This is a genomic window from Vreelandella hamiltonii (assembly GCF_014651775.1).
GTDB classification, from domain to species: domain Bacteria; phylum Pseudomonadota; class Gammaproteobacteria; order Pseudomonadales; family Halomonadaceae; genus Vreelandella; species Vreelandella hamiltonii.
Map to the genome: position 1 here is coordinate 179,973 of NZ_BMXN01000003.1, position 25,091 is coordinate 205,063.

The following is a 25,091-nucleotide window of genomic DNA, read 5'->3' on the forward strand; positions in this document are numbered from 1 at the left end:
GATATGAATGATGGCAACTGGTACTGTCAAGTGGTTCAACGATACGAAAGGTTACGGCTTCATCTCTCCCGATGACGGCGGTGACGATCTCTTTGCCCACTTCTCCGAAATTCAGGCGGAAGGCTTCAAGACCCTGCAGGATGGTCAAAAAGTCAGCTTCGAAGTGACTCAGGGTAAAAAAGGCCTTCAGGCATCCAACATTCGCCCGGTATGACCCAGGCCAATGTAGAAGGCCCGCTCTGGCGGGCCTTCTTTTTTCGCTCTCGCATGACGCTAGCGTTTCAAGAGGTCATGCGATCAGGGGGACGTCGTCCCGTTGCGCGCCCCTGAGTTTTCCAGCCGTTCCCGCTCCAGCTCTTCGAACTGCTCTTCCAGGCGTCGCTGGGCTTCCTCGAAACGGCGCTCGGTGTCCTCGATCAGGGCGTCCACGTCAGTGGCTTCCAGGCCATCGTCCAGACGGGCGCCATTCGTGATGGCGCTATCCGTTTCCCAGTCGCCCGACAAGCGATCGCTCTCCATGGGTTCCAGCTCGGGGCGCTGCTGCTCCACTTCCTGAAACTGCTCTTCGAGCTGGCGCTGGGCCTCTTCGAAGCGGCGCTCGGTTTCGGCAATCACGTCATCCACATCAGAGCGCGTGGTTTCACCTGGCATGGCACTGGCCTCGTCCAGAGCTTCTTCAGGGTCTGCCCCCAGCGTCTCTTCCCCGGCCTGCAGCTCGCTGGCTTCCGGCGCGCCGGGTTCGCTCGCATCACCTTCGCGCATCGCCTCGGCAGCTTCCAACTGCTCGGCGGCCTGGCGCGCTTCAATATCGTCTTCCACTTCCTCCGGGTCCGGCACCTCGTTTTGCAGGTCGTCCTGCGCCGCTGCCGAGGTCGCCGTTCCCTCTTCGTCAGTCACCGTGGCAGGGGGCTCTTCCGGGGCAACGTTGGCTTCTTCCTGGCTGTCGCCACAGGCACTGAGTAACAGCGCCAAGCTGGCCAGCACAGGGATCCAGAGTCGATTCACCATCGCGTATAGCTCCTTAAAAATCGTATTCAATGACTCAATAATGACCGGCTAGTGGCGTTCATTGGCCGACAACAGTGCACACCCTTCGGGCAGCAGTACCTGGAGCGCCAACGGCACTACCTCGGCCGTGAAGCGCTCGTAGCGCTTCGCTTCGCCATCCAGGGTCAGCGGCCAGGGGTCATCGTCCGGCCTGGTGGTCACGGTCAATTGGCTGGCCGTGAAGTAGCGCACGTAGCGCCCATCCGGTGGAAAATGCTGCAGCTCGCCTAACAAGGCAGGCAGTTCCAGCACCGAACGGAAATCCTTGACCAGCAGGACATCCAGGCGCCCATCATCCAACCGGGCCCTGGGTGCCAGTACCTGACCGCCCCCCGATTGACGCCCATTGCCCAGCGCCAGCAGCAGCAGCGAAGCGGCCTGTTCGCTGTCGGCCCAATGCAGCGTGCCGCGATAACTGCGGTGTCGCCACGCCTTGAGCGCGCCCATCAGCGAGTAGGCACCCCCGCCCAACATGCGTTTGAGGGTTTTCGGGGTCGAAGAGGTAATTTCGGCCCCAAAGCCCCCCGTCGTCATGTTGACGTAGTAGCTGATCGACTGCTCACCGTTGGCTTCCGCCGTCATGCGAATCACATCGATGGGCGCCGCCGCGAGCGAGACAGCCGCTTGCAGCGCAGGCCCGGGCTCCAGGGGCAGCCCTACCGACGTGGCGAAATCATTGGCACTGCCCAGAGGAACGATACCCAGCGGGGGGCGGTGGTCATGGGGCAGGCGCATCAATCCATTGACCACCTCGTTGACCGTGCCATCACCGCCACAGGCCACCACGTGGGTCGCCCCCAAAGCCTCTGCGTCGGCCGCAAAGTCGGCGGCATCGCCCCCTTCCCAGGTCGCGCGTACCGTGATGGCAACCCCTGCCTTGCGCTGGGCGGCTACCGCCTCGCGCAGCTCAGGGTTGCCCGCTGATTTTCCGTTGATGATCAGTAGATAGTGCTTGTTCGGATCTGTCACTGGCGCGTTTCCTTTCCCTGGTTAAACCGCAAGAACGATCTTAAGCCAACGCTTTTTCGACCACTTCGTAGACGTTCGCCGAGAGCGGCTCCTGGCGAATGCGCATCAGTTCCTGGCGCATCAGCTGCTGGCGAGCCTCGTCAAAGCGCTGCCAGCGGGTCAACGGCGTGACCAGCCGCGCAGCAATTTCCGGGTTGAGTCGATTCAACTCGATCACCACATCGGCCAGCAATGCATAGCCCTGCCCGTCCAGGCGATGGAAGTTCACTCGGTTCTGAGCAAATGCCCCCACCAGCGCACGCACCTTGTTGGGGTTCTTGATCGAGAAGGCCGGGTGCTGCATCAAGTAGCGTACCCGCTCCAGCACATCCGCCTGAGGCCGGGTAACCTGGATGGTAAACCACTGGTCCATGACCAGCGGGTCGTGGGCCCACTTTTCGCCAAACGTTTTCAGCGCAGGCGCCGCCAGGTCGTCACGGTCGCTGTGCGCCAGCAGCGTCAGGGCGTGCCGCACATCAGTCATGTTGTGTCCCGCGGCAAACTGCGCTTCGCACAGCGCCACGGCCTCGTCATCCTCGATCGACATCAGATAGGAGAGCGCCACGTTTTTGAGGCTGCGCTGGGCAATTTGTTCAGCCGAAGGTGCATAGGCCGCATCACTGAGATTATCCTGATAGACCGCCAGGAACTCCTCACGAAGGGCCAGTGCCAACGACTGGCGAACGAATTCTCGCGCCGCATGGATGGCATCCACATCGACGATCGGCTGCAGCTCGGCAATGTAGGCCTCGGAGGGCAGCGTCAGCATCTCGGCCAGCACGGCCTTGTCCTGCATGGGGCCAGTCAACAGGGTTCTGAAAGCCTCCACCACGCGGCCGTCCATGACCTTTTCGACCCCGTTGCGATGAGCAGCGATCAGATCGTCCAGCGCCAGCATGGCCAGCCGCTGACCAGCATCCCAACGATTGAAGCCATCGCTGTCGTGGGTCAGCAAGAACGCCAGCTCTTCCCGTGAATAGGGGAAGTGCAGCTTCACCGGTGCCGAGAAATCGCGCAACAGCGAAGGTACTGGCGCTTCCGGAACGTCGGTGAACACAAACGTCTGCTCATCGTCGGTCAAGTGCACCACGGCATCCTTGCCCAACGACTCGCCATTCAGCGTCAGGGTCAGGTCGTGGCCCGACTTGGTACCTACCAACCCCATACGCACGGGGATGTGCAGCGGCTGCTTCACCGGCTGGCCGGGCGTCGCCGGGGTACGCTGGCGCAGCGTCAGGCGGTACACGGCATTGGCATAGTCGTATTCGCCGTTGGCGTCTATCTCGGGGGTGCCCGCCTGGGCGTACCAGCGCATGAACTGCTCCAGATCCAGCCCCGATACCTCGGCCATGCAGCCGACGAAGTCTTCGATGGTCACGGCCTGACCGTCGAAGCGCTCGAAGTAGCGGTCGGCACCGAGACGGAACGCCTCCCAGCCCAGCAGGTTGCGCAGCATCCGTACGATTTCAGCACCCTTTTCGTAAATGGTCAGGGTGTAGAAATTGGTGATTTCGATATAGTGGTCTGGGCGTACGGGGTGAGCCGTGGGGCCAGCATCTTCGGCAAACTGCGCCGTGCGGAAAAACGATACGTCCTGAATACGCTTGACCGGCGCCGAGTTGACGTCTGCCGAGAAACACTGGTCCCGGAAGACCGTGAAGCCCTCTTTCAGCGACAGCTGAAACCAGTCCCGGCAGGTAACCCGGTTGCCCGACCAGTTGTGGAAGTATTCGTGGGCCACGATGCCTTCCACGTTCTGGAAAGCCGCATCGGTGGCGGTATCCGGGTGGGTCAACACGGCTGCCGAATTGAAGATGTTCAGCCCCTTGTTCTCCATGGCCCCCATGTTGAAATCGTTCACCGCCACGATCATGAACAGATCCAGGTCATACTCACGCCCGTAGGTCTGCTCATCCCAGGCCATGGAGCGCTTCAGCGATGCCATGGCGTGATCGGTCTTGTTCAGGTTTTCCTGCTCTACCCACAGCTGAAGGGTCACGCGACGACCGCTCAGGGTCGTGAAGTGATCCTCGACCTTGTGCAGATTGCCTGCCACCAGGGCAAACAGGTAGCAGGGTTTGGGATGCGGGTCTTCCCAGGTGACGAAGTGACGCCCGCCAGGCAGCTCGCCACGCTCGACGGGGTTGCCGTTGGCCAGCAGCACCGGCTCGCTTTCGGCATCGCCCACCACCGTGACTCTGTAAGTGGCCATGACGTCGGGGCGGTCAGGATAAAAGGTGATACGCCGAAACCCCTCGGCCTCGCACTGGGTACAGTACATGCCGTTGGATTGATAGAGCCCTTCCAGGGCGGTGTTGGTGCTGGGTGAAATCTCGACCTCACTCTCCAGCACGAACGCCTCGGGCACCTCACCAATGGTGAGCTGGGTATCGCTCAACTGGTACTCGCTCTCTGCCAGCGAGCGACCGTCGAGCTCGAGCGAGCGCAGGGTCAAATGCTCGCCATTGAGCACTAGCGGCGCCTGCGGCGCGGCCTGGGCATGGCGCTCAATGGTCAAACGTGCCTTGACACGGGTCGCGGTGGGGTCAAGATCAAACGTCAGCTCGGTATGGGTGACCTGATAGTCGGGCGGCTGGTAGTCGCTTAAATAGACCGGCTGCGGATCAGACATGATTCGTGACTCCTGTGGGCAATAAAATGAACGCGCCGTGGCAGCCTTCGGCTGCACGACGCGGCTATGCGGTTGTGATCAGTCGCGGAAATTATCGAACTGAAGCGGCAGGTCGGGCCCCTCTTCGCCTCGCAGCAGGGCCATCACGCTTTGCAGGTCGTCGCGCTTCTTGCCCGTCACGCGCACCTTTTCACCCTGAATCTGGGCCTGCACCTTGAGTTTGCTGGCCTTGATACGCTTGACGACGTCCTTGGCTTCGGCCTGGTCGAGCCCCTGCTTGAGCACTACTTCCTGGCGAGCTTTCACTCCGGAAAGCACCGGGTCCTTGACGTCCATGCAGCGCGCATCGATACCCCGTGCGATCAGCCGACTGCGCATCACATCGAGCATCTGCTTGAGCTGAAAGTCGACTTCGGCTTCCAACTGTACCTTGTCGCCTTCCAGTGCAAAACTGGCATCCACGCCTTTAAAATCAAAGCGCGACTGCACTTCGCGGTTCGCCTGATCCACCGCATTGGCGGCTTCGTGTTGATCGAACTCTGACACAATATCAAAAGATGGCATGACCTGTTTCCTATCGAGACATAGCCTCCTATTCTAGAGCAGCAAGGCACTCAGCGGCCAATTCTGTTACCCGAAGTTTTTACCCAGCGTAAATTCGACAGGGCACGACACCCCATCACGAGGAGATTCGATGAGCGATCGCGAGACGCGTCACAAGGCAGCCATGGAAAAACTCAAGGCCCACGTGGACGAGAAAGTCGCCAAGGCCACCGAGCAGCGTGGCCTGCTGCTGGTCAATACGGGCAACGGCAAAGGCAAGACCACGGCTGCCTGGGGCACCGTGACCCGGGCGCTGGGCTACGGCTATAAAGTCGGCGTCGTGCAGTTCATCAAGGGGCTATGGGAGTGTGGCGAGCGCAGTCGCCTGGAAGAAGACCCGCACTTGAGCGTTGCCATCATGGCCACCGGCTTCACCTGGGATACCCAAAACCGCGAGGCCGACACCGCTGCCTGCCAGGCCGTATGGCAGCAGGCCGAGGCCATGCTGAGCGACCCCGACACCTACCTGGTGGTGCTCGATGAAATCACCTACATGCTCAAGTTCGGCTATCTCGACATCGCCACGGTCAAACAGGCCTTGGCCAATCGACCGAGGGAGCAAACCGTCATCATCACGGGGCGCAACGCCCATCGCGAGCTGGTGGCCATGGCCGACACGGTGACAGAAATGCAGGAGGTGCGTCACGCCTTCAATAACGGCCTGCAGGCGCGGCGCGGCATCGACTTTTGAGTGCGCGCCAGGGCTGCAAACAAAACGGGGCGACGTCACCGTCGCCCCGTTTGGCTGGCATCGGCAGGTATTAGCTGTCGAAGGGATTGCGCAGCACGATGGTTTCCACGCGGTCAGGGCCGGTAGAGATGATATCGATGCTAGTGCCTACCTGCTCTTCCAGGTAGCTGATGTAGGCACGGGCGTTGGCGGGAAGATCTTCGACCTTCTTGGCGCCCAGGGTCGACTCTTTCCAACCCGGCAGGTCGTGATAGACCGGCTCGACGGCTTCGTAGCCCTCTGAGTCCACCGGATTGTCGAGCACTTCACCGTCCTTGCTGCGATAGCCGACACAGACGCGAATGTTCTCCAGGCCATCGAGCACATCCAGCTTGGTCAAGCAGATACCCGAGACCGAGTTGATCTGCACGGCGTGGCGCAGGGCCACGGCGTCGAACCAGCCACAGCGACGCGGACGCCCGGTGGTAGCGCCGAACTCATGGCCGCGCTCGGCCAGGTGGCGGCCGTGGTCGTCGAACAGCTCGGTGGGGAACGGGCCAGAGCCTACACGCGTGGTGTACGCCTTGGTGATACCCAGCACGTAATCCAGGTACAGCGGACCCACGCCAGAGCCGGTGGCGGTACCACCGGCCGTGGTGTTGGAGCTGGTCACGTAGGGGTAGGTACCGTGGTCGATATCCAGCAGCGAGCCTTGAGCACCTTCGAACAGAATGTTCTCACCGGCCTTGCGCAGGTCGTGGACCATGCTGACGGTATCGCTGACCATGGGGCGCAGCTCTTCGGCCATCTGCATGGCGCTGTCGAGCACTTCCTGGAAATCCACCGCCGGTTCGCCGTGGTAATTCACCAGTACGAAGTTGTGGTAATCGAGGACTTCGCCCAGCTTGGAGGCAAAACGCTCGCGATGCAGCATATCGCCCAGGCGCAGGCCACGACGGGCAACCTTGTCTTCATAAGCCGGGCCGATACCACGACCGGTAGTGCCGATCTTGGCCACGCCACGGGCCTTTTCACGCGCCTGATCCAGGCGCACGTGGTACGGCAGGATCAGCGGACAGGCTGGCGACAGGCGCAGACGCTCACGCACCGGCACGCCCTTGGCTTCCAGCTCGCGAATCTCCTTGATCAAGGCTTCCGGAGAGAGCACGACGCCATTGCCGATGACGCAGGTCTTGCCCGGACGCAGCACGCCGGACGGAATCAGGTGAAGAACGGTTTTCTCACCATCGATGACCAGCGTGTGGCCAGCATTGTGGCCCCCTTGAAAGCGAACCACGGCAGAAGCGGATTCGGTCAACAGATCGACGATCTTGCCTTTGCCTTCATCGCCCCACTGAGTCCCCAGGACTACGACATTCTTACCCATTATGCACTCGTCTCTTGTGTCAGGGCCGCTGTCTGCCAACGGCCGTCGATAAACTCAAGACGGCGGTCACAGTTGTGCTCCGCCGGCCCAGTACGCTGCCCAGGCAGCGCTTGAATAACGCGTTCACCCTGCTCGCGCAGTGCCACGATGGCAGCATTGAGCGACTCATCCTCCTGGGCTGGCGCCCACACCGCTTTGCGGTCAGGAGACGCTGGCGCCAGGGAGGCCAGCTGTTTCAGATCCATCGAGAAGCCCGTCGCCGGGCGGGCACGCCCAAAGGCACGCCCAGTATCATCATAGCGCCCCCCTTTGGCCAATGCGTAGCCATAACCGGGAACGTAAGCCGCAAACATCATGCCGGTGTGGTACTGATAGCCACGCAGCTCGGCCAGGTCGAAGTACAGGGCCACGTCGAAACGCGCCAACACCCCTTTATACAGCGCTTCCAGCTGATCCAGCGCGGCATTGACCGGCGCCGGTGCGCCCGCAAACCGCTCACGCGCTTCGCTCAGCACCTCGGCATTGCCGTGCAGTTCGCCAAGCGCCATCAGCATCTCCGCCAATACCGGGTCCTTGACGCTGACCGCCACTTGCTCGGCCAACTGGCCAGGCGATTTGAGCGCCAGCGCCTCGAACAGCGCACGCTCCTGCTCTTCGCTGAGCGCAGCGGCTTCGACCAGGCTGCGATAGATACCGATATGCCCCAGCGCCAGGTGGATCTCACTGGCACCGGCGGCATGCAGGCTGGCAAGCGCCAGGTGAATGATTTCGCTGTCGGCTTCGAGCCCCGCATGACCAAACAGCTCGACACCCACCTGCACGGGGCTGCGTCCCCCCTGATGCTGGTCGGCCTTGGCACGCAGCACGTTGGTGCAGTAGCACAGGCGTACCGGCCCCTGACGTTTCAGCGAGTGCGCATCCATTCGCGCCACCTGGGGCGTGACGTCTGCCGAGGCGCCCATCATGCGCCCCGTCAACTGGTCGGTCAGCTTGAAGGTTTGGAGGTCGAGGTCGGTGCCGGTACCGGTCAGCAGCGAGTCGAGAAACTCTACCGGTGGCGGCATTACCTGGTCATAGCCCCAGGCGTGATAAAGATCGAGTAGCGCACGGCGCAGCTCTTCCATGCGGCTTGCCTGAGGCGGCAGCACCTCATCCATGCCGTCAGGCAGTAGCCAGCGGTCAGCGATGGTCATGTGAACAATCCTGCGAGACGATGAAGGCCCGGCCGACGACACCAGGAGGGCATCTTGACCTGCCCGGCCTGATAACGCACGTGAAATGGGGCCACAAAAAAACCGGGCGACGCCCGGTTGATAAAGTCTACCACGTTTGGAGCCCAGTTGAACCCCGCCGGGCGTATCGCCCAGCGGGAAACGAGCCCGCTTCGCTTACTCGTCGCTGTCCGGCATGGCGCTGCGCAGGTAGCGGAAGAAGTCGCTGTCTGGCTCCAGTACCAGCAGGTTGCCGTCGCCAGAGAAGCTCTGACGGTAGGCATTCAGGCTACGCCAGAAGGCGAAGAATTCCTGATCCTGGCTGTAAGCCTGGGAGAAGATCGCGGCGGCTTCGGCATCCCCTTCACCACGCAGGGTCTCGGAGCGCTCGTTGGCTTGCGCCAGCAAGACCTGACGACGACGGTCGGCGTTGGCGCGAATACGCTCGGCCTCTTCCTGACCCTGGGCACGCCACTCGCGCGCTTCACGCTCACGCTCGGAGCGCATCCGCTCGAAAACGGCAGCGGATACGTCTTCCGGCAGGTCGATCCGCTTGATACGAATATCACGAATCGCCACGCCCAGCTCTTCACGCATCAGCTCGTCGAGTTCGCCGGTAGGCCCGGTCATCAGGTCATCACGGCGCTCGGCGATGATTTCCTGAAGATTGAGGCGACCAAACTCGTTACGCAGGCTTTCGTCGACTCGGGGCTGAATCAGGCGTACCGCCATCATCTCGTCACCCGCAGTGGCCTCGTAGTAACGGGTGGGGTTGACCACCTGCCACTTGACGTAGGAGTCGACGATGACCGCTTTCTGCTCGAGGGTCAGATAACGACTGGTATCGGTATCGAGGGTCAGCAGACGCACATCGAACTTGCGCACGGTCTGGGCAATCGGAATCTTGACGTGAAGCCCAGGCTGAATGTTTTCTTCGATGACTTCACCAAAGCGCAGCTTGACGGCACGCTCGGTCTCATCCACCACGTACAGGCTGTTGCTGGCCAGCCAGGCAACTGCGGCCAGGCCACCCACGATCAGCAGGGAACGGTTATTAATCATTTAGCGACCCTCCCTGCGAATGGGCGAATTACTGGACGATGACGAAGCACCACCCTGACTGGTACGCAGCGAATCGAGCACGCGCGGGTCGATGGCGTCACTGCTGTTACCGCTGCTGTCGCTGCTGCTGGAGCTGCTCGAACCACTGCTGCTTCCACTGCGCATCTGATCCAGCGGCAGGTACATCAAGGGCGCATTGTCGCTGATATCCAGCAGCACCTTGGGCGTGTTCCCAAAGACTTCTTCGATGGCATCCAGGTACATACGCTCGCGCATCACTTCCGGTGAGTTCTGGTATTCGGTCAACAGCGCATTGAAGCGGTTGGCCTGACCCTGTGCTTCGGCAACGACCGATTCACGGTAACCCTGCCCCTGCTCTACCACACGCTGAGCCTGACCTTGTGCAGCCGGGATGATCGCGTTGGCATAGGCCATACCTTCGTTGATGGTCCGCTGGCGATCTTCGCGGGCACGGATAACGTCATCGAAAGCATCGATCACCGGCGCGGGCGCCGAGGTGGACTCGATGTTGATCGTCTGCAGACGAATACCGGCACCATAGGCATCCAGATAGGTCTGCAGGCGGCTGGCCACCGAGCTACCGAGAATTTCACGACCAGAGGTCAGAATATCGATCATGTCGGTGCCACCCACCACGTGGCGCAGAGCCGAGTCCAGCGCATTCTCGATGGAGAGTGCCGGGTCGCGCACGTTCAGTACGAAATCACGTGGATTGGCCACCTGATACTGGGCCGAGATTTCGACTTCGACGATGTTTTCGTCTCGGGTCAGCATCGACTGGGTCTGTGCAACGGAACGAACGCGCGTGACGTTCACCATACGCACATCGTCGATCAGCGGCGGATTCCACTGCAGACCGGGACTGACGATGCCCTGGAACTCACCAAAGCGCAGCACGACACCACGCTCGGACTGGTCGACCAGATAGAAGCCGGACGCACCCCAGATGGCCAGCGCCACGATCAGCAGCAGCCCGGGCAGTGCAAACGAATTGCGCGGCTTGCCGCCGCCCTTGTTGCCACCGCTACCGCCACCGCTCTTCTTGCCGCCGCCCAGCATGCCGTTCAGCTTGTCTTGAAACTTCTTGAGCGCTTCATCAAGATCGGGAGGCCCCTGATTGTTACCGCCGTTCCCACCATTGCCTCCGCCGTTGTTGCCGCCGTTATTACCACCGCGGTCACCGCCGTTATTGCTACCACGACGCCCCCCACTGCTCCAGGGGTCGTGCTGGTTGCCACCACCGGGCTCATTCCAGGCCATACTTCGTCTCCACTAAGGTGTTCACCTGCACCGTACCTTACGCTCAGGCAAGGCCGAGTGCTTTTGATATTATTGCTATATCAATCTTGTACCATACTCCCACAACACTGCACCATGGGCAGCTGGGGAGTCGGCACTTGAAGGGCTACCATTCGTCAGATTCGCGTAATGCTTCTGGTAAATAGGTATTGGCGCGCTCGCCCAGCTGCGCCATCAGCTGGTTGAAATCACGCCGCGGCAGGCGCACGTCCAGCACGGAGCGCCCCTGCTCGTCGAAACTCTCTTCGCGGACGGCATTCAGCTCATGCAGGCCAGCGCGCAGCCTGCCCTGCTCTGGCGCCAGGGTCAGCGAGAAACCGATCACGTCATTGGCCAGACGCTCTGACAGCGCTTCGTGCAACAGTTCCAGACCCTGCCCCTGCTGAGCAGATAGCCATACCACGCTCGGCACGCCGTGACCGTCGTACTCGATGCGCGGTGCGCTATCCAGCTTGTCGATCTTGTTCATGACCTTGAGCACCGGCACGCTGTCGGCACCAATTTCCTTGAGCACCTCGTCCACCTGCGCCACGTTCAATTCGCGGTCCGGGTCGGCGGCGTCGATGACGTGGACCAGCAACGTGGCTTCGGAAGCCTCTTGCAGGGTCGCCTGGAACGCCTCCACCAGCTTGTGCGGCAGGTGACGGATGAAACCTACGGTATCGGCCAGCACGACGGGGCCGACATCTTCTATTTCCAACCGTCTGAGCGTCGGATCCAGCGTCGCGAACAGCTGATCGGCGGCATAGACTTCAGCGCTGGTCAGCGCGTTGAATAGCGTCGACTTGCCAGCGTTGGTGTACCCCACCAGCGATACGCTGTGGATCTCGGCTCTGGCCCGAGCGCGGCGATTCTGCTCGCGCTGGCTGCGCACCTTGTCCAGACGCTTGTGGATGGACTTGATGCGGGCACGCAGCAATCGCCGATCGGTCTCCAGCTGTGTTTCGCCGGGACCGCGCAGGCCAATGCCGCCTTTTTGCCGCTCAAGGTGGGTCCATCCACGAATCAGACGGGTAGACATGTATTCGAGCTGGGCAAGCTCGACTTGCAGCTTGCCCTCATGAGTTCGTGCCCGCTGCGCAAAAATATCGAGAATCAGACCGGTGCGATCCAAGACACGACACTTGAGTTCCTTCTCAAGATTACGCTGCTGGGAAGGGCTTAAACTGTGGTTGAAGATCACCAGTTCCGCTTCATGGGCTGCGAGCATCGCCCGCAGCTCCTCCAGCTTCCCGCTCCCGATGAACGTTCGGGAATCGGGTCGCTGGCGGCTAGCTGTGAGCAACGTCGCGGGCTCTGCACCGGCAGAGCGCACAAGCTCCAAGAACTCACCCGGGTCTTCTCGTGCCTGCTCATCATAGAAATCTACGTGAACAAGGACTGCCGTTTCACCGGCTTCAGGGCGTTCAAAAAACAATCAATACCTCGTGGACTCTCTTGCCATCCAGCCGTCTCAGATGTCAGCGTCAGCCGCTGAGGGATCCTGTGCTGGCAGGCGCACATTGCGCGAGGGCACGACGGTGGAAATGGCGTGTTTGTAAACCATCTGACTGACGGTATTGCGCAACAAGATGACAAACTGGTCAAACGATTCAATCTGGCCCTGCAGCTTAATGCCGTTTACCAGGAAAATAGAGACCGGAATGCGCTCCTTGCGCAAAATATTCAGGTACGGGTCTTGAAGGGACTGCCCTTTGGACATGTTGCTCTCCCTAAACTGTCGTTGGGGTTGGTTATCAAATGGCGCGCCCTACTGGTGCTGCGCCGCAATCTTGTTGCCCGAAAGGCCTAGTGTCGATTCGAGCGCCAAAGGCCACTCTAAAACACTCACTCTAAAACACTTGTTACGAAATCACTATCTTACGCTAAGCACCGCTTTCACGCACGAATTTCAGCAGCTTATCCAGCGTATCCGGCTGCTGCGTATCTATCCAGCGCAGCGCTGACCAGCTACGCAGCCACGTCAGCTGCCGCTTGGCCAGTTGACGTGTAGCGATCACTCCCCGGGACACCAGCTCGTCCCGGTCATACTCACCATCCAGATATTCCCATACTTGACGGTAGCCAACACTTTTCATCGAGGGCAAGCCAGCATGAATATCTTTACGCTTTTTGAGGGCGGCGACCTCATCAATCAAGCCCTCATCCAGCATGGCGTCAAATCGCTGGGCAATACGCCGGTGCAATACCGAGCGATCGAGCGGTGACAAGGCTATCGACAGCACCCGCCAGGGAAAGGTTTCCGCTTCCTGCTCAGCCCACAGTTCACTCATCGGCCTGCCACTGGCATGGAACACTTCCAGAGCACGCATCAGCCGCTGCGGGTCGTTGGGGTGAATGCGCGCCGCCGAGACCGGATCCACGCTGGCCAGTTCGCGATGCAGCGCTGCCAGCCCTTGCTCTGCCTGCATGGCCGCCAGCCGCTCACGAATGAGTGGGTCTGCGGCGGGCAGATTGGCCACCCCTTCCACCAGGCGCTTGAAGTAGAGCATGGTACCGCCCACCAACAGGGGGACTTTGCCTGCCGCGCTGATTTGCCGCATCTCGCGCAGCGCATCTTCACGAAAATCAGCGGCGGAATAGGGGTCTGCCGGGTCCCGCAGGTCGATCAGTCGATGGGGGGCGCGGGCCAGCTCGGCAGCACTCGGTTTGGCGCTGCCGACATCCATGCCACGGTACACCATGGCCGAATCGACGCTGATCAGTTCGTGCCCCAGGGTTTCGTGCAGCGCAATGGCCGCATCGGTCTTGCCTGCCGCGGTAGGCCCCATCAAGAAAATCGCCAAAGGGCGCTGGTCAACCATCGGTCTGGCCTGCTTCACGGAATAGGTTCATAGGGGGTGTCTCAAGGCTACTGGCCACGCAAGAACAGACGATCGAGCGCCTTCATGTTCATTTGCGTCCAGGTGGGGCGACCATGGTTACACTGGTCGCTACGCTCGGTGCGCTCCATGTCGCGCAGCAGCGCATTCATTTCATCCAGGGTCAGGCGGCGATTGGCGCGCACGCTGCCATGGCAAGCCATGGTGGAGAGCAGCTCGTGAATGCGCGCCTCTACCTGATGGGTGCGGCCAAAGCGCGACAGCTCCTCCAGCATTTCACGCACCAGTGCCTCGGGGTCTGCCTGGGCCAGCAGGGCTGGCAACTGGCGAACCAGCAGCGTTTCCGGCCCTGCCACGTCCAGCTCGATACCTAGCTGCGCAATGGCCTCGCGCTCGCTTTCGGCCGTCGCCACTTCGCTGCGGCTGGCGGCCAGCGACACCGGCACCAGCAGCGGCTGAGCATCGATCCCCTGCGCGGCAGACCACTGCTGCTTCATGCGCTCATAGACGATACGCTCATGGGCCGCATGCATATCCACCAGCACCAGCCCCTGGGCGTTCTGAGCCAGAATATAAACACCATGCAGCTGACCCAGCGCGAATCCGAGCGGCGGTGCGGCCGTGGCATCCTCCTGGGGCATGACGGGCGGCGCCTCGCGCACCTGATGGGCTTCAGGCATCGTGGCCGTTGGCGGGCTGGGCTGAGGCGTCAGCAGCGTCTCTTCATGGTCGGGGTGAAGCGCCTGATAGCCCTGCATGAACCGCCGCACCCGCTCGGCTCCTGGGTGGCGACCCTCACTCTCCGCCAACGCCATGCCCTGCTGCTGCCAGCGTGGCGCCGGGGCCGCAGGCGGCTCGGCATCAGACGTAATCGACTCGGCTTGCGGGGCTTGGTCAACCTCGGGCTCGGCACCTTCACTGGGCCGAGACACCGCCAGGCAGTGATGCAGGCTGGAGTAGAGAAAATCGTGCACCATGCGCCCATCGCGAAAGCGCACTTCATGCTTGGTGGGGTGAACGTTGACGTCGACCACGTCCGGGTCCAGCTCCAGGTAGAGCACGAAGACCGGATGCCGACCGTTGTAGAGCACGTCTCGGTAGGCCTGACGCACCGCGTGGGCCACCAGCCGGTCGCGCACGACGCGCCCATTGACGAAGAAGTACTGCTGGTCCGCCTGGGAGCGCGAGTGCGTCGGCAGGCCCACCCAGCCACTGAGCCTTAGCCCACCGGCTTCCCGCTCGATGTAGCGGGCATGCTCGATGAAGTTCTTGCCCAGCAGCGAAGCGATGCGCCGCTCTCGCGCGGCGGCGGTATCGCCGGGCGGCAGTTGATGCACCACTTTCTGATTATGGCGCAGCACCCAGCCAATATCGTAACGCGACAAGGCCTGGCGGCGGAACGCTTCTTCCACATGGGCGAATTCGGTCTTCTCGGTGCGCAGGAACTTGCGTCTGGCTGGCGTATTGAAGAACAAATCACGCACCGCCACGCTGGTGCCACGCGGGTGCGGCGCAGGCGTCACTTTGGCCTCCATGCCACGCCCTTCCGCCACTACCCGCCACCCTTGGCGGGGATCGTCTTCAGCATTGGATACCAGCTCCAACCGGGAGACCGAGCTGATGGAGGCCAGCGCCTCCCCACGAAACCCCAGCGAACTGACGCCTTCGAGATCTTCCAGGCTGGTGATCTTGCTGGTGGCATGACGCGCCAGGGCCAGCGGCAGGTCCTGCTCGCCGATACCGATGCCGTCGTCGCGGATCTTGATCAAACGGGCGCCGCCCTGCTCGATATCCACCTCGATGCGCTGGCTGCCCGCATCGATGGCGTTTTCGATCAACTCCTTGGCCACCGACGAAGGCCGCTCGACTACTTCTCCGGCCGCAATCTGGTTCGCCAGACGGGGGTCCAGTACCTGTATCCGCCCAGCGGCAGAAGTCAATTCAGCCAACCTTCACCTCACCTGTTTCCGTTGCTTCGTTTCCATAGCGCCGTTGTCTCGGCCTGCTCGTCATCCGTTTCAAGAGCTGGGAATGCGCAGCACCTGACCCACACGAATCACGTCGCCGTTCAGGTCATTGGCCTGCTTGAGCTGGTTCACCGGCACGCCGTGGCGAATCGCGATGGCCGACAAGGTATCGCCAGACTGGATACGGTATTCGTTGCCCGTGGGGCGGCGCTGATTGTCGCGCTGCCAGGCCAGCAGGCTGGCCGGTGGCGGGTTGCTCTGAAAATGCTCGCGCAGGCCGCTGAAAATCGCCGTCGACAGGCCTTGCTGATGCACCGGGTCGCGTAGCCGTCGCTCTTCGTCGGGATTGGAAATGAAGCCCACCTCGATCAGCAGCGACGGAATGTCCGGCGACTTGAGCACCATGAAACCAGCCTGTTCCACGCGACTCTTGTGGAGGCGGTTCACCCGACCCAACTGCTCCAGCACCTGCCCACCGATGGAGAGCGAGTCGTTGAGCGTGGCCGTCATGGTCAGGTCGAGCAGTACGCCACGCAGCACCTGGTCCTTGTCTCGCAGCGACAGACTGCCGTCGACACCGCCTATCAGGTCAGCGCGGTTTTCGCTGTCGGCCAGCCACTGAGCGGTTTCCGAGGTGGCACCCCGCTGGGAGAGCGCATACACCGAGCTGCCTTGCGGCCGGGGGCTGGTGAAGGCATCCGCATGGATGGAGACGAAGAAATCGGCTTTCTGCTCTCGAGCCAGCTGGGTACGCTGGCGCAGGCCAAGATAGTAGTCACCGTCACGAATCAGCACGGCCTTGAAGCCTTCGGTTCGATTGACATCGGCGGCCAGGCGACGGGCTATCTCCAGCACCACGTCCTTCTCCCGAGTACCGGCAGGCCCGATGGCACCAGGGTCTTCCCCTCCGTGCCCGGCATCGATGGCGATGATGATGTCGCGGCGCGGGTGGGGCTGCGCAGGCTGAACCTCCACCGGCTGGGTGGGTGCTTCTGGCACATCGGCCACCGCACTGGGCACATCTGCCTGCTGGGCCTGGGCACTACGCTGCGCCATGATCTCCTGGTCGCGGATCATCGCCTCGATGGGGTCGATGGGGTTTTCGACGGCACTTTCACCGGGGTACTCCAGATCCACCACCAGCCGATGACCGTACTGGTCGTTGGGCGGCAGGGTAAAATGACGCGGGGAAATATCGCGATTGAGCTCCAGCACCACGCGCAGGCCGCCACCATCTCGGGAGCCCGTGCGCACGGCGGAAATCGCGCTGCCCTCCAGGGGCAGCGTCGAGACATCGGTATCGAGCTGGCTGTCGTCGAGGTCGATGACCAGCCGCGCCGGATTGTCCAGGGTAAACACATTGGCCTGCGCGGCGGCGGTCAAATCGAACACCAGCCGCGCATGATCGGGGGCCGCCCACAGGCGCATGCTCTCGATGGTCGCTGCCTGCAACGATGCACTACTCATCAAGAGCAGCGCGCACCCGGTGGCCAACCTGCCTGCCCAGGCAACCAATGACTGTCTCATGTCCATTGAACCACACCACACTCCTGTTGCTGTTCAGCCGCCAGCGTTTCGAGCTGAGCCAACACCGCAACTCCATGCGGCGTCTCGGCACTTAATGACAGCAGGCGGCCGGGTGACGCCACCTGCAAGCGTATCCACAGATCGGGCGCGGGCAGCCAACCAGCGCCCTGGCTGGGCCACTCCACCAGGCACAAGGCCTGGTCGGACAGCACCTCTCGGCCGCCGATGAACTCCAGCTCTTCCGGGTCGGCAAGGCGGTAAAGATCCAGGTGATAAATCCGCTGCTCGCCTAGCTCGTAGGGCTCCACCAGGGTATACGTGGGACTTTTGACCGCCCCCTGATAACCATAGGCACGCAAGATGCCTCGCGTCAGCGTCGTCTTGCCTGCCCCCAGGTCGCCTTCGAGATACACTCGCCCGCGACCTTCCAGCGCCTTGCCCAACGCTTCTCCAAAGGCAACGTGGGCCATTTCGTCACTTGATTGCACCTGCATGTGGGCTGCCTTCACGGGTTGATAAACGCTCGTGCATAGGATGCCAGATCACTTGCCAACAGGCCACGCTCTCCGCTGGCTTTCGCGGCGGCATCGCCCGCCAGGCCGTGTACCATCACGCCCAGCCAGGCGCTCCACTCCAGGCGATCATGCTGGCCTGCCAAGGCTCCCAGCATGCCGCTCAGCACGTCACCCATGCCGCCGCTGGCCATGCCGGGATTCCCGTATGGGCATACCACCAGCCCACTGGGGCCGACGATCAAACTGCCTGCCCCTTTCAAGATCACCACGCCGCCACGGGCACGCTGCAAGGCCCGCGCCGCCTCGGGGCGATCCGCCTGTACCTCGGCCACCGTGCACCCCAGCAGTCGCGCGGCTTCCCCCGGATGCGGGGTCAGTATCCAGTCATCGCGGCGCACGTCAGGCCAGCGGCTGGCCAGCAGGTTCAGGGCATCGGCATCCACTACTAGCGGCGTCGCCCCCTGCAGTGCACTTTGCAACAGCGCCTGCCCCCAGGCGCCCTGCCCCAGGCCTGGGCCAATCACTACCACATCGGCGGTGTCCGGCAGTCCGGCGGCCTCCGCCCCGCCACGCACGGCTCGGGCCATGACTTCCGGGCAGCGTACCAAACTCGCGGTAATGTGCTCCTCGGCCGTCGCCAGGGTGACCTTGCCCGCGCCTAGCCGCGCCGCGGCCTGGGCGGCCAGCAAGGCGGCCCCACCAAAGCCGGGCGCGCCACCCATGACCAGTACATGCCCCAGGTTGCCCTTGTGGCTGATTCGCGAACGCGGTGCAAAGGCGTCGGCCAGCAGCGCTTCATCCAGCCGCCAGGCCGTGGGCGGGATATCGAAAAAGGCCTGAGCCTTTACGCCCAGCGGGCGAAAATCGATCTCGCCGGTATAGGCTGGCGCGTCGCCGGTATGCAGCCCGATCTTGTCGCCAATGAAGGTAACGGTGCCATCCGCCACCACCGCACTGCCCAGCACGGCCCCGCTATCCGCCGATAGACCCGAGGGAATGTCCAGCGCCAGCACCGGCTGGTGCGCACCATTGATGGCCTCGATGGCCTGGCGGATGTTGCCTTGGGGCTCACCGGCAAGCCCGGTACCCAGCAGGGCATCGACGATCACTTCCCCCACCAGCGTCGTGGCGGGCTGCCACTCGTCGAATCCCACCCCGGCGGCCGATGCCAGCCCTGCCGCCTTGGCAACGTCCCCCGTGAGCGCTTCCAGGGGTTTGCTCGAAAGCCGCTGAACCTTGAGCCCTGCCTGCATGGCCAGAGCCGCCAGCACGTGGCCATCGCCCCCGTTGTTGCCGCTTCCACACAGCACCGTGACGCTGCGGGCCTGGGGCCAGCGCGAGCGAAAACTGTGCCAGGCACTGGAAGCCGCGCGCTGCATCAGTGCGAAGCTGTCGATGCCACTGGCAATGGTGCGTCGATCCAGCTCACGCACCTGGGCCGCCTTGTACAAAGGGCGTAGCGATGAGGTACTCAGTGTGGACACGGTCTCTCCTTAGCGGTTGCCATGCGCCGGGGCGCTGCCGTCGTGGTGACACGGCAGCACCGTGCATGTCGTATGAAAGCGTAATGGGTTAGCATAGCGCGCCTGTCGCGCCAACGTTGATCAACCATGCCACCTTCCTCTGATTTTTCACTCTCTGCCGAGCAACTCCAGCAACTCGCCGAGCGGATCAAGCGCTGGGGGCGCGAGCTGGGCTTTCAGCAGGTCGGCATCACCGACACCGATCTTGCCGTCCACGAGCGCCATCTCGAGCGCTGGCTGGAACAGGGCTATCACGGCGACATGGGCTTCATGGCCAAGCACGGCACCAAGCGCACCCGCCCGGCCGAGCTGGAACCCGGCACACAGCGGGTGATCAGCGTGCGCATGGACTACCTGCCCGCCGACGTTGCCACCACCAAAGTACTGGGGCAGCCCCAGCGTGCCTATGTATCGCGCTATGCCCTGGGGCGCGACTACCACAAACTGATGCGCAAACGGCTGGCCCAGCTGGCGCGGCAGATCGAGCAAGAGGTGGGCACCTTTGGCTTTCGCGCCTTCGTCGACTCGGCCCCGGTCATGGAGCGTGCCCTGGCCCAGAAGGCAGGGCTTGGCTGGTTCGGCAAGAACGCCATGCTGCTCAACCCCCAGGCTGGCTCGCTGTTCTTTCTCGGCGAGCTGTATACCGACCTGCCCCTGCCCGTGGACCCGCCCTTCGAGCGAGAGCACTGCGGCAGCTGCAGCGCCTGCCGCACGGCCTGCCCCACCGGCGCCATCGTCGATGACAAGGTGGTCGATTCGCGCAAATGCGTCTCCTACCTGACCATCGAACTGCACGGCGCGATCCCCGTGGAGTACCGCCGGGCCATGGGCAACCGTGTCTATGGGTGCGATGACTGCCAGCTGGTCTGCCCGTTTACCCGCTTCACACGCCCGACCCAGGAGCAGGATTTTGCCCCGCGCCACGATCTCGACCGCGCCTCGCTCGTCACTCTGTTCGGCTGGAGCGAGGCGGAGTTTCTCGACAAGACTGCCGGGAGCCCGATACGCCGCATCGGCTACGAGCGCTGGCTACGCAACCTGGCGGTGGGCCTGGGCAATGCGCCCTGGAGCCGTGACGTCGAAGCCGCCCTGTGGGCACGCCGCGCCTACCCCAGCGCGCTGGTCCGCGAGCACGTGGTCTGGGCACTGGCAGAGCAGCACCAGAAGCGTGGAGCGCGCATCGCGACGCAAGGCTGAACGTCAGCGCGGATCAACGCTGCTCGTCGCTGCCGGGCGCCACGCGCAGGAAGGTGCTGCGATAGTGGGCAAGCTCGGCAATCGACTCCTTGATGTCGTCCATCGCCAAATGCACGTTGCGCTTCTTGAACCCTTCCAGCGCGCTCGGGTTCCAGCGCTTGGCCAGTTCCTTGACGCTGGACACATCCAGGTTGCGGTAGTGGAAGAAGCTCCACAGGGCGGGCATCTCGCGCTCCAGAAAGCGGCGATCCTGATGGATGCTGTTGCCACACATGGGCGATGAGCCGGGCACCACGTAGCGGCTCAAAAACGCCAGCGTCTGCTGCTCGGCCTCTTCGGTACTCACCTGACTGGCCTTGACCCGCGCCACGAGCCCTGACTCACCGTGGGTTTTCTGGTTCCACTCATCCATGGCGGCCAGCAGGCTGTCCGGCTGCTTGACGGCAATCACCGGCCCTTCGGCCACCACGTTGAGATGCGCATCGGTGATCAGCGTGGCCACTTCGATGATGCGCTCCTTGTCCGGCTCCAGGCCGGTCATCTCCAGATCGATCCATACCAGCAGGTCGCTGCGCGGGGTGACGGCTTGCTCACTCATTCGTCTCATTCCTTGGCCAAAGTCGCTCCAACACGAGCGATGTGCATAAAAGTGTCGCTTATATTGCCTTGCACCGCACCCCGTAGGGGACAGTGGGTGGCTCAGGTGGTTACAATGCCTGCCATTGTAACGATCTTCGGGTGGTCATGAGCAAACGTAAATTAAGCCGTCAGCAGCAGTGGCGCGTCGAAAAAATCCAGGCCGAGCGCGCTCAGCGGGCGGAAAAACGCGACGCGCGGGATGCCGAAAAACTCTCCGCCGGGGAGTATGGTCCCGAACAGCCAGGCCGTGTGATGGCCCACTTCGGCCGCACCCTGGAAGTTCGCGATGCCGACGGCACCCCGGTACGCTGCCATCTGCGCGCCAACCTGGAAGGGCTGGTGACCGGCGACCGGGTGATCTGGCGAGCGGGTCAGGATGGCTCTGGCGTCGTGGTGGCCCGGGAGGAGCGCGACACTATCCTCAAACGCCCGGATGCCAGAGGGCAGCTCAAGCCGGTGGCCGCCAACATCGACCAGCTGCTGATCGTCTTTGCGGTGGAGCCTGCGCCGCACCCCAACCTGATCGACCGCTACCTGGTCGCCGCCGAGGCCACCGGCATCACGCCCGTACTGGTGCTCAACAAGACCGACCTGCTGCCGGAAGGCGGTGGCGAACTTGGCCAGCTGCTGGAGCGTTACCGCCAACTGGGCTATCGGGTGGTGCGTACCACCACGGCCAACCCTGAAGGCCTGAACGCCCTGCGTCAGCAGCTGGAGGGCCGTACCTCGGTGTTCGTCGGCCAGAGCGGGGTAGGCAAATCCTCACTGATCGATCTGCTGCTGCCGGACGAGACCCTGCGCATCGGCGCCCTCTCGGAAGATTCGCGCAAGGGCACTCATACCACCACCACCGCCAGGCTCTACGCCATGCGCAGCGACGAAGTGCACGACGGCGAGCTGATCGACTCCCCCGGCATCCGTGAATTCGGGCTGGTGCACCTCGATGAACAGGAAGTGACCAACGGCTTCATCGAGTTTCACCCCTACCTGGGCCAATGCCGCTTCAGGGATTGCCGCCATCGCAATGAGCCCGGCTGTGCTTTACTGAATGCCGTCGAGGCGGGCAAGATTCACCCAGAGCGCTTTACCAGCTACCGACGCATACTGGATAGCCTGAACACCCAGGCCTGACGGCTGACGCCGATGGCTCAGATTACTTTCATTGCAGGGACAGGGAGCCGACCATGACCAACAGCCACTCTTCCGAAACCAACGTGCTGCCACTGATCGTCGAACCAGAACAGCTCGTCGAGCATCTGGGCGACCCTCAGCTCTTGATCGTCGATGTGCCACTGAATGGCGACAGCTACCGCCAGGGGCACGTGCCCGGCGCCATTTACCTCGACTACCGCTATTTGATGCGCGGCGAGGGCCCGGTCCCCAACGACGTGCCCTCCGTGGCGTTTCTCTCGCAGCTGTTCAGCGCCATGGGCCTGACCCGTGATACCCACGTGGTGGCCTACGATGACGAGGGTGGCGGCTGGGCCGCTCGCCTGCTGTGGACGCTGGAGCTGATTGGCCATACCCGCTACTCCTACCTGAATGGCGGCATTCATGCGTGGCGCGACGCGGGCCTCGAAGAGAGCACCGAGCCCACGGCCCCCACGCCCAGTGACTATCAGGCCGACATTCTCAATCCTCAGGCCGCCATCAGCCGCGACGAGATTCTCGACAAGCTGAACGACAAGCAGTTCGCCATCTGGGATGCCCGTTCGAAGGCCGAGTACGACGGTGAGCGTGGCAACAACAAGCACCTGGGCCACATCCCCGGCGCGGTGAACATGGATTGGGTAGACGCCATGGATCGTCAACGCGCGCTGCGCATTCGCGACTACGCCGAACTGATCACCGAACTGGGCGCACTGGGCCTGACACCGGACATGGAGATCGCCACCCACTGCCAAAGCCACCACCGCAGCAGCTTTACCTGGCTGGTGGGCAAGGCCCTGGGCTTCAACATTCGTGGCTACGCGGGCTCCTGGGGCGAATGGGGCAATCGCGACGATACCCCCATCGAACGCTGATGCCTGCCATGCGCCAACGACACTCAACCGACACCGAGACAAAGACACCACTGTGACCGTTTCTCAAAAAGCCTTTTCGCTACTGCAGTATCCACTGCCCCATCACGCGCTTTCCCGGCTGACGGGCAAGGTCGCCGCGTGCGATCAACCACGGGTCAAGAACGCCGTCATCAAGGCGTTCATCAAACGCTTCGACGTGGACATGAGCCAGGCACTGGAACCGGACCCTACCGCCTACGCCACGTTCAACGACTTCTTCACCCGGGCGCTGAAGCCCGATGCCCGCCCCCTGGGCGACGGCATTCTCAGCCCGGCCGACGGCACCCTTTCGCAGTTTGGCCGCCTGTGCGCAGGCGACATCGTGCAAGCCAAGGGGCATCGCTATTCGGTGCATACATTGCTGGGGGGGGACGATGCGCTGGCCCAGGAGTTCATGGCAGGCAGCTTTGCCACCGTGTACCTCTCCCCACGGGATTACCATCGCGTGCACATGCCGGTGACCGGCACATTGCGCGAAATGATCTACGTGCCGGGGCGGCTGTTCTCCGTCAATCAGGCCACCGCCAACTACGTGCCTGGCCTGTTTGCGCGCAATGAGCGTCTGGTCTGTATCTTCGATACCGAGCACGGCCCGATGGCCATGGTGCTGGTGGGTGCCATGATCGTGGCCGCCATCGAGACCGTCTGGGCAGGCCAGGTGACCCCGCTGGCGGGCACGCCCCAGCGGATGGTCTTCGGCCAGCCCATCGTGATCGAAAAAGGCGCCGAGATGGGCCGCTTCAAGCTGGGCTCCACGGTGGTCACCTGCTTCGCCAAGCCGATCACCTTTGCCGAGCATGAGCTGGGCGCCAAGGTGGCCATGGGCCAATCCCTGGCAACGCCGCAGGCGTCATAGCCAGCGCCCGGCACGGCCAACCTCAACAGGCAGGGGTAGCAAACGCCAGTACTTCCTCCAGCTTCCCCTTGCCCAAGGCCTGCTGTATCAACCGGTCGATGCCCAGCGCGACACCGGAGGCAGCAGGCATTCCATGGGCCAGCGCGGCCAGCAGCCGCTCGTCCACGTCCACTTCGCTCAGCCCCAACCGACGGCGCTCCTCGTTATCGCGGGCAAACCGCTGACGCTGCTCGTCAGCATCGGTCAGCTCATGGTAGCCGTTCGCCAGCTCGACCCCGTTCAGATAGAGCTCGAACCGCGACGCCACCCACTCCCCGTCGCTATCCTGATGGCGCTGCGCGAGTGCCGCCTGGCTGGCCGGATAATCCACCACCACGCTCAGCTCCTGCTGGCCCAGGCGCGGCTCGATGACCATGCCCATGAGCAGATCGAGGCACGTATCACGCCCCTCCTCGGCCAGCGCCTTGGCGGGCATGCTGCCCCGCTCGGCCGCCACCAGCCGCAGGGTGTCCAGCGACGTGGTGAAAGGGTCCACTTCCAGATGCGTATGAAACAGCTCACGGTAGCGGTAGTGCACCACCGGCCCAGGAGCATTGGGCATCACATGGGCGACCAGCGCCGTGGTCTCTTCGATCAGCTGGGCGAGCGAATAGCCCGGCTGATACCACTCCAGCATGGTGAATTCGATATTGTGCCGCGACCCCACCTCACCATCACGAAAGCTCCGAGCCAGCTGAAAGATCGGCCCGCTTCCCGCCGCCAGCAGCCGCTTCATGTGAAATTCTGGCGAGGTTTGTAGCCACAGCTTGCGCTGGCCCTTGTCCGTGCGTGCCCGCGTCGCCAGCGACACGAGGTTGACATCGGTACTGCCCCCTTGCCCGAGGACGGGGGTCTCTACTTCCATGACATCGCGTGATACGAAAAAATTGCGCACTGCCGCAAGCAGGCGCGCACGCTCACGTAGCGTCTCCATGGATGCTGTTGGCTGCCAACTGGCCGTCATTCCCTTCTCCCTGACAACATAAAGCCACGCAGAGTGCGT

At 62.5% G+C, this 25,091-nt stretch carries 23 protein-coding genes; 6 read left to right on the plus strand and 17 right to left on the minus strand.

The genetic code is table 11. The features are described 5' to 3' along the window. Window positions 1–10 precede the first annotated feature (10 nt). The gene (locus tag IE091_RS04115; protein ID WP_016913457.1) at window positions 11–214 is read left to right on the plus strand and encodes a cold-shock protein; all 204 of its coding nucleotides are present in this window, start codon (window positions 11–13) and stop codon (window positions 212–214) included. An 83-nt stretch (window positions 215–297) separates the two neighbouring features. Here IE091_RS04115 and IE091_RS04120 read toward each other — a convergent pair whose 3' ends face one another. From IE091_RS04120 to IE091_RS04135, 4 genes are all read right to left on the minus strand, one after another. Next, entirely contained in the window at window positions 298–1,008 is a 711-nt protein-coding gene (locus IE091_RS04120) for a hypothetical protein (RefSeq protein ID WP_189462887.1), read from the minus strand. Between the two features lie 48 nt (window positions 1,009–1,056). After that, complete coding sequence (gene yegS / locus IE091_RS04125; protein ID WP_189462888.1) at window positions 1,057–2,016, minus strand: lipid kinase YegS; 960 nt, start codon at window positions 2,014–2,016, stop codon at window positions 1,057–1,059. 40 nt (window positions 2,017–2,056) lie between these two features. Further along, the gene (pepN, locus tag IE091_RS04130; RefSeq protein WP_189462889.1) at window positions 2,057–4,687 is read right to left on the minus strand and encodes an aminopeptidase N; all 2,631 of its coding nucleotides are present in this window, start codon (window positions 4,685–4,687) and stop codon (window positions 2,057–2,059) included. Window positions 4,688–4,765: 78 nt separating this feature from the next. Then, the gene (locus IE091_RS04135; RefSeq protein WP_039177529.1) at window positions 4,766–5,251 is read right to left on the minus strand and encodes a YajQ family cyclic di-GMP-binding protein; all 486 of its coding nucleotides are present in this window, start codon (window positions 5,249–5,251) and stop codon (window positions 4,766–4,768) included. A 130-nt stretch (window positions 5,252–5,381) separates the two neighbouring features. Between IE091_RS04135 and cobO the strand changes: the two genes are divergently transcribed. After that, window positions 5,382–5,981 (plus strand): cob(I)yrinic acid a,c-diamide adenosyltransferase, encoded by a 600-nt coding sequence (gene cobO, locus IE091_RS04140; protein ID WP_189462890.1) that lies wholly within the window; start codon window positions 5,382–5,384, stop codon window positions 5,979–5,981. Between the two features lie 70 nt (window positions 5,982–6,051). On the opposite strand, the gene IE091_RS04145 is transcribed toward cobO, so the two are convergent. The 11 genes from IE091_RS04145 to IE091_RS04195 all read right to left on the minus strand — a co-directional run bounded on the left by IE091_RS04145 (window position 6,052) and on the right by IE091_RS04195 (window position 19,255). Next, window positions 6,052–7,347 carry an adenylosuccinate synthase gene (locus IE091_RS04145; protein WP_039177535.1) on the minus strand — a complete coding sequence of 432 codons (1,296 nt, stop codon included), beginning with the start codon at window positions 7,345–7,347 and terminating at the stop codon, window positions 6,052–6,054. After that, window positions 7,347–8,540 carry an ATP phosphoribosyltransferase regulatory subunit gene (locus IE091_RS04150; RefSeq protein WP_189462891.1) on the minus strand — a complete coding sequence of 398 codons (1,194 nt, stop codon included), beginning with the start codon at window positions 8,538–8,540 and terminating at the stop codon, window positions 7,347–7,349. Before IE091_RS04150 ends, IE091_RS04145 begins: the two co-directional genes overlap by 1 nt. A 195-nt stretch (window positions 8,541–8,735) precedes the next feature. Next, the gene (gene hflC / locus IE091_RS04155) at window positions 8,736–9,620 is read right to left on the minus strand and encodes a protease modulator HflC (RefSeq protein ID WP_039177541.1); all 885 of its coding nucleotides are present in this window, start codon (window positions 9,618–9,620) and stop codon (window positions 8,736–8,738) included. After that, the gene (gene hflK / locus IE091_RS04160) at window positions 9,621–10,901 is read right to left on the minus strand and encodes an FtsH protease activity modulator HflK (protein WP_096923182.1); all 1,281 of its coding nucleotides are present in this window, start codon (window positions 10,899–10,901) and stop codon (window positions 9,621–9,623) included. Between the two features lie 145 nt (window positions 10,902–11,046). After that, the gene (gene hflX / locus IE091_RS04165; protein ID WP_039177548.1) at window positions 11,047–12,357 is read right to left on the minus strand and encodes a ribosome rescue GTPase HflX; all 1,311 of its coding nucleotides are present in this window, start codon (window positions 12,355–12,357) and stop codon (window positions 11,047–11,049) included. Window positions 12,358–12,393: 36 nt separating this feature from the next. Further along, window positions 12,394–12,642 (minus strand): RNA chaperone Hfq, encoded by a 249-nt coding sequence (gene hfq / locus IE091_RS04170; protein ID WP_016913446.1) that lies wholly within the window; start codon window positions 12,640–12,642, stop codon window positions 12,394–12,396. Between the two features lie 163 nt (window positions 12,643–12,805). Further along, complete coding sequence (gene miaA / locus IE091_RS04175) at window positions 12,806–13,744, minus strand: tRNA (adenosine(37)-N6)-dimethylallyltransferase MiaA (protein WP_039177553.1); 939 nt, start codon at window positions 13,742–13,744, stop codon at window positions 12,806–12,808. 47 nt (window positions 13,745–13,791) lie between these two features. Then, window positions 13,792–15,702 (minus strand): DNA mismatch repair endonuclease MutL, encoded by a 1,911-nt coding sequence (mutL, locus tag IE091_RS04180; RefSeq protein ID WP_189462930.1) that lies wholly within the window; start codon window positions 15,700–15,702, stop codon window positions 13,792–13,794. Between the two features lie 78 nt (window positions 15,703–15,780). Next, the gene (locus IE091_RS04185) at window positions 15,781–17,262 is read right to left on the minus strand and encodes an N-acetylmuramoyl-L-alanine amidase (protein WP_422822514.1); all 1,482 of its coding nucleotides are present in this window, start codon (window positions 17,260–17,262) and stop codon (window positions 15,781–15,783) included. After that, window positions 17,253–17,750: a tRNA (adenosine(37)-N6)-threonylcarbamoyltransferase complex ATPase subunit type 1 TsaE gene (tsaE, locus tag IE091_RS04190; RefSeq protein ID WP_039177559.1), complete on the minus strand. Its 498-nt coding sequence runs from the start codon at window positions 17,748–17,750 to the stop codon at window positions 17,253–17,255. The genes IE091_RS04185 and tsaE overlap by 10 nt, the downstream gene beginning before the upstream one ends. A gap of 11 nt (window positions 17,751–17,761) precedes the next feature. Then, on the minus strand, window positions 17,762–19,255 hold the full coding sequence (locus tag IE091_RS04195; protein WP_096923185.1) for an NAD(P)H-hydrate dehydratase: 1,494 nt from the start codon (window positions 19,253–19,255) through the stop codon (window positions 17,762–17,764). 126 nt (window positions 19,256–19,381) lie between these two features. Here IE091_RS04195 and queG point away from each other — a divergent pair, with 126 nt between their 5' ends. Then, window positions 19,382–20,491 (plus strand): tRNA epoxyqueuosine(34) reductase QueG, encoded by a 1,110-nt coding sequence (queG, locus tag IE091_RS04200; protein WP_189462892.1) that lies wholly within the window; start codon window positions 19,382–19,384, stop codon window positions 20,489–20,491. Window positions 20,492–20,504: 13 nt separating this feature from the next. On the opposite strand, the gene orn is transcribed toward queG, so the two are convergent. Continuing rightward, entirely contained in the window at window positions 20,505–21,089 is a 585-nt protein-coding gene (gene orn / locus IE091_RS04205; protein ID WP_016913439.1) for an oligoribonuclease, read from the minus strand. A 146-nt stretch (window positions 21,090–21,235) separates the two neighbouring features. Here orn and rsgA point away from each other — a divergent pair, with 146 nt between their 5' ends. Genes rsgA through asd form a run of 3 tightly spaced genes read left to right on the plus strand, consistent with a single transcriptional unit; the run spans window position 21,236 to window position 24,049 of the window. Then, entirely contained in the window at window positions 21,236–22,261 is a 1,026-nt protein-coding gene (rsgA, locus tag IE091_RS04210) for a small ribosomal subunit biogenesis GTPase RsgA (protein ID WP_081194276.1), read from the plus strand. A gap of 53 nt (window positions 22,262–22,314) precedes the next feature. Then, window positions 22,315–23,154 (plus strand): sulfurtransferase, encoded by an 840-nt coding sequence (locus IE091_RS04215; protein ID WP_081136963.1) that lies wholly within the window; start codon window positions 22,315–22,317, stop codon window positions 23,152–23,154. 52 nt (window positions 23,155–23,206) lie between these two features. Continuing rightward, window positions 23,207–24,049 carry an archaetidylserine decarboxylase gene (gene asd / locus IE091_RS04220; RefSeq protein ID WP_016913436.1) on the plus strand — a complete coding sequence of 281 codons (843 nt, stop codon included), beginning with the start codon at window positions 23,207–23,209 and terminating at the stop codon, window positions 24,047–24,049. 22 nt (window positions 24,050–24,071) lie between these two features. Here the strand turns inward: asd and epmA are convergent, their stop codons facing one another. Beyond that, window positions 24,072–25,052 carry an EF-P lysine aminoacylase EpmA gene (gene epmA / locus IE091_RS04225; RefSeq protein WP_189462893.1) on the minus strand — a complete coding sequence of 327 codons (981 nt, stop codon included), beginning with the start codon at window positions 25,050–25,052 and terminating at the stop codon, window positions 24,072–24,074. Between the last annotated feature and the right edge of the window lie 39 nt (window positions 25,053–25,091).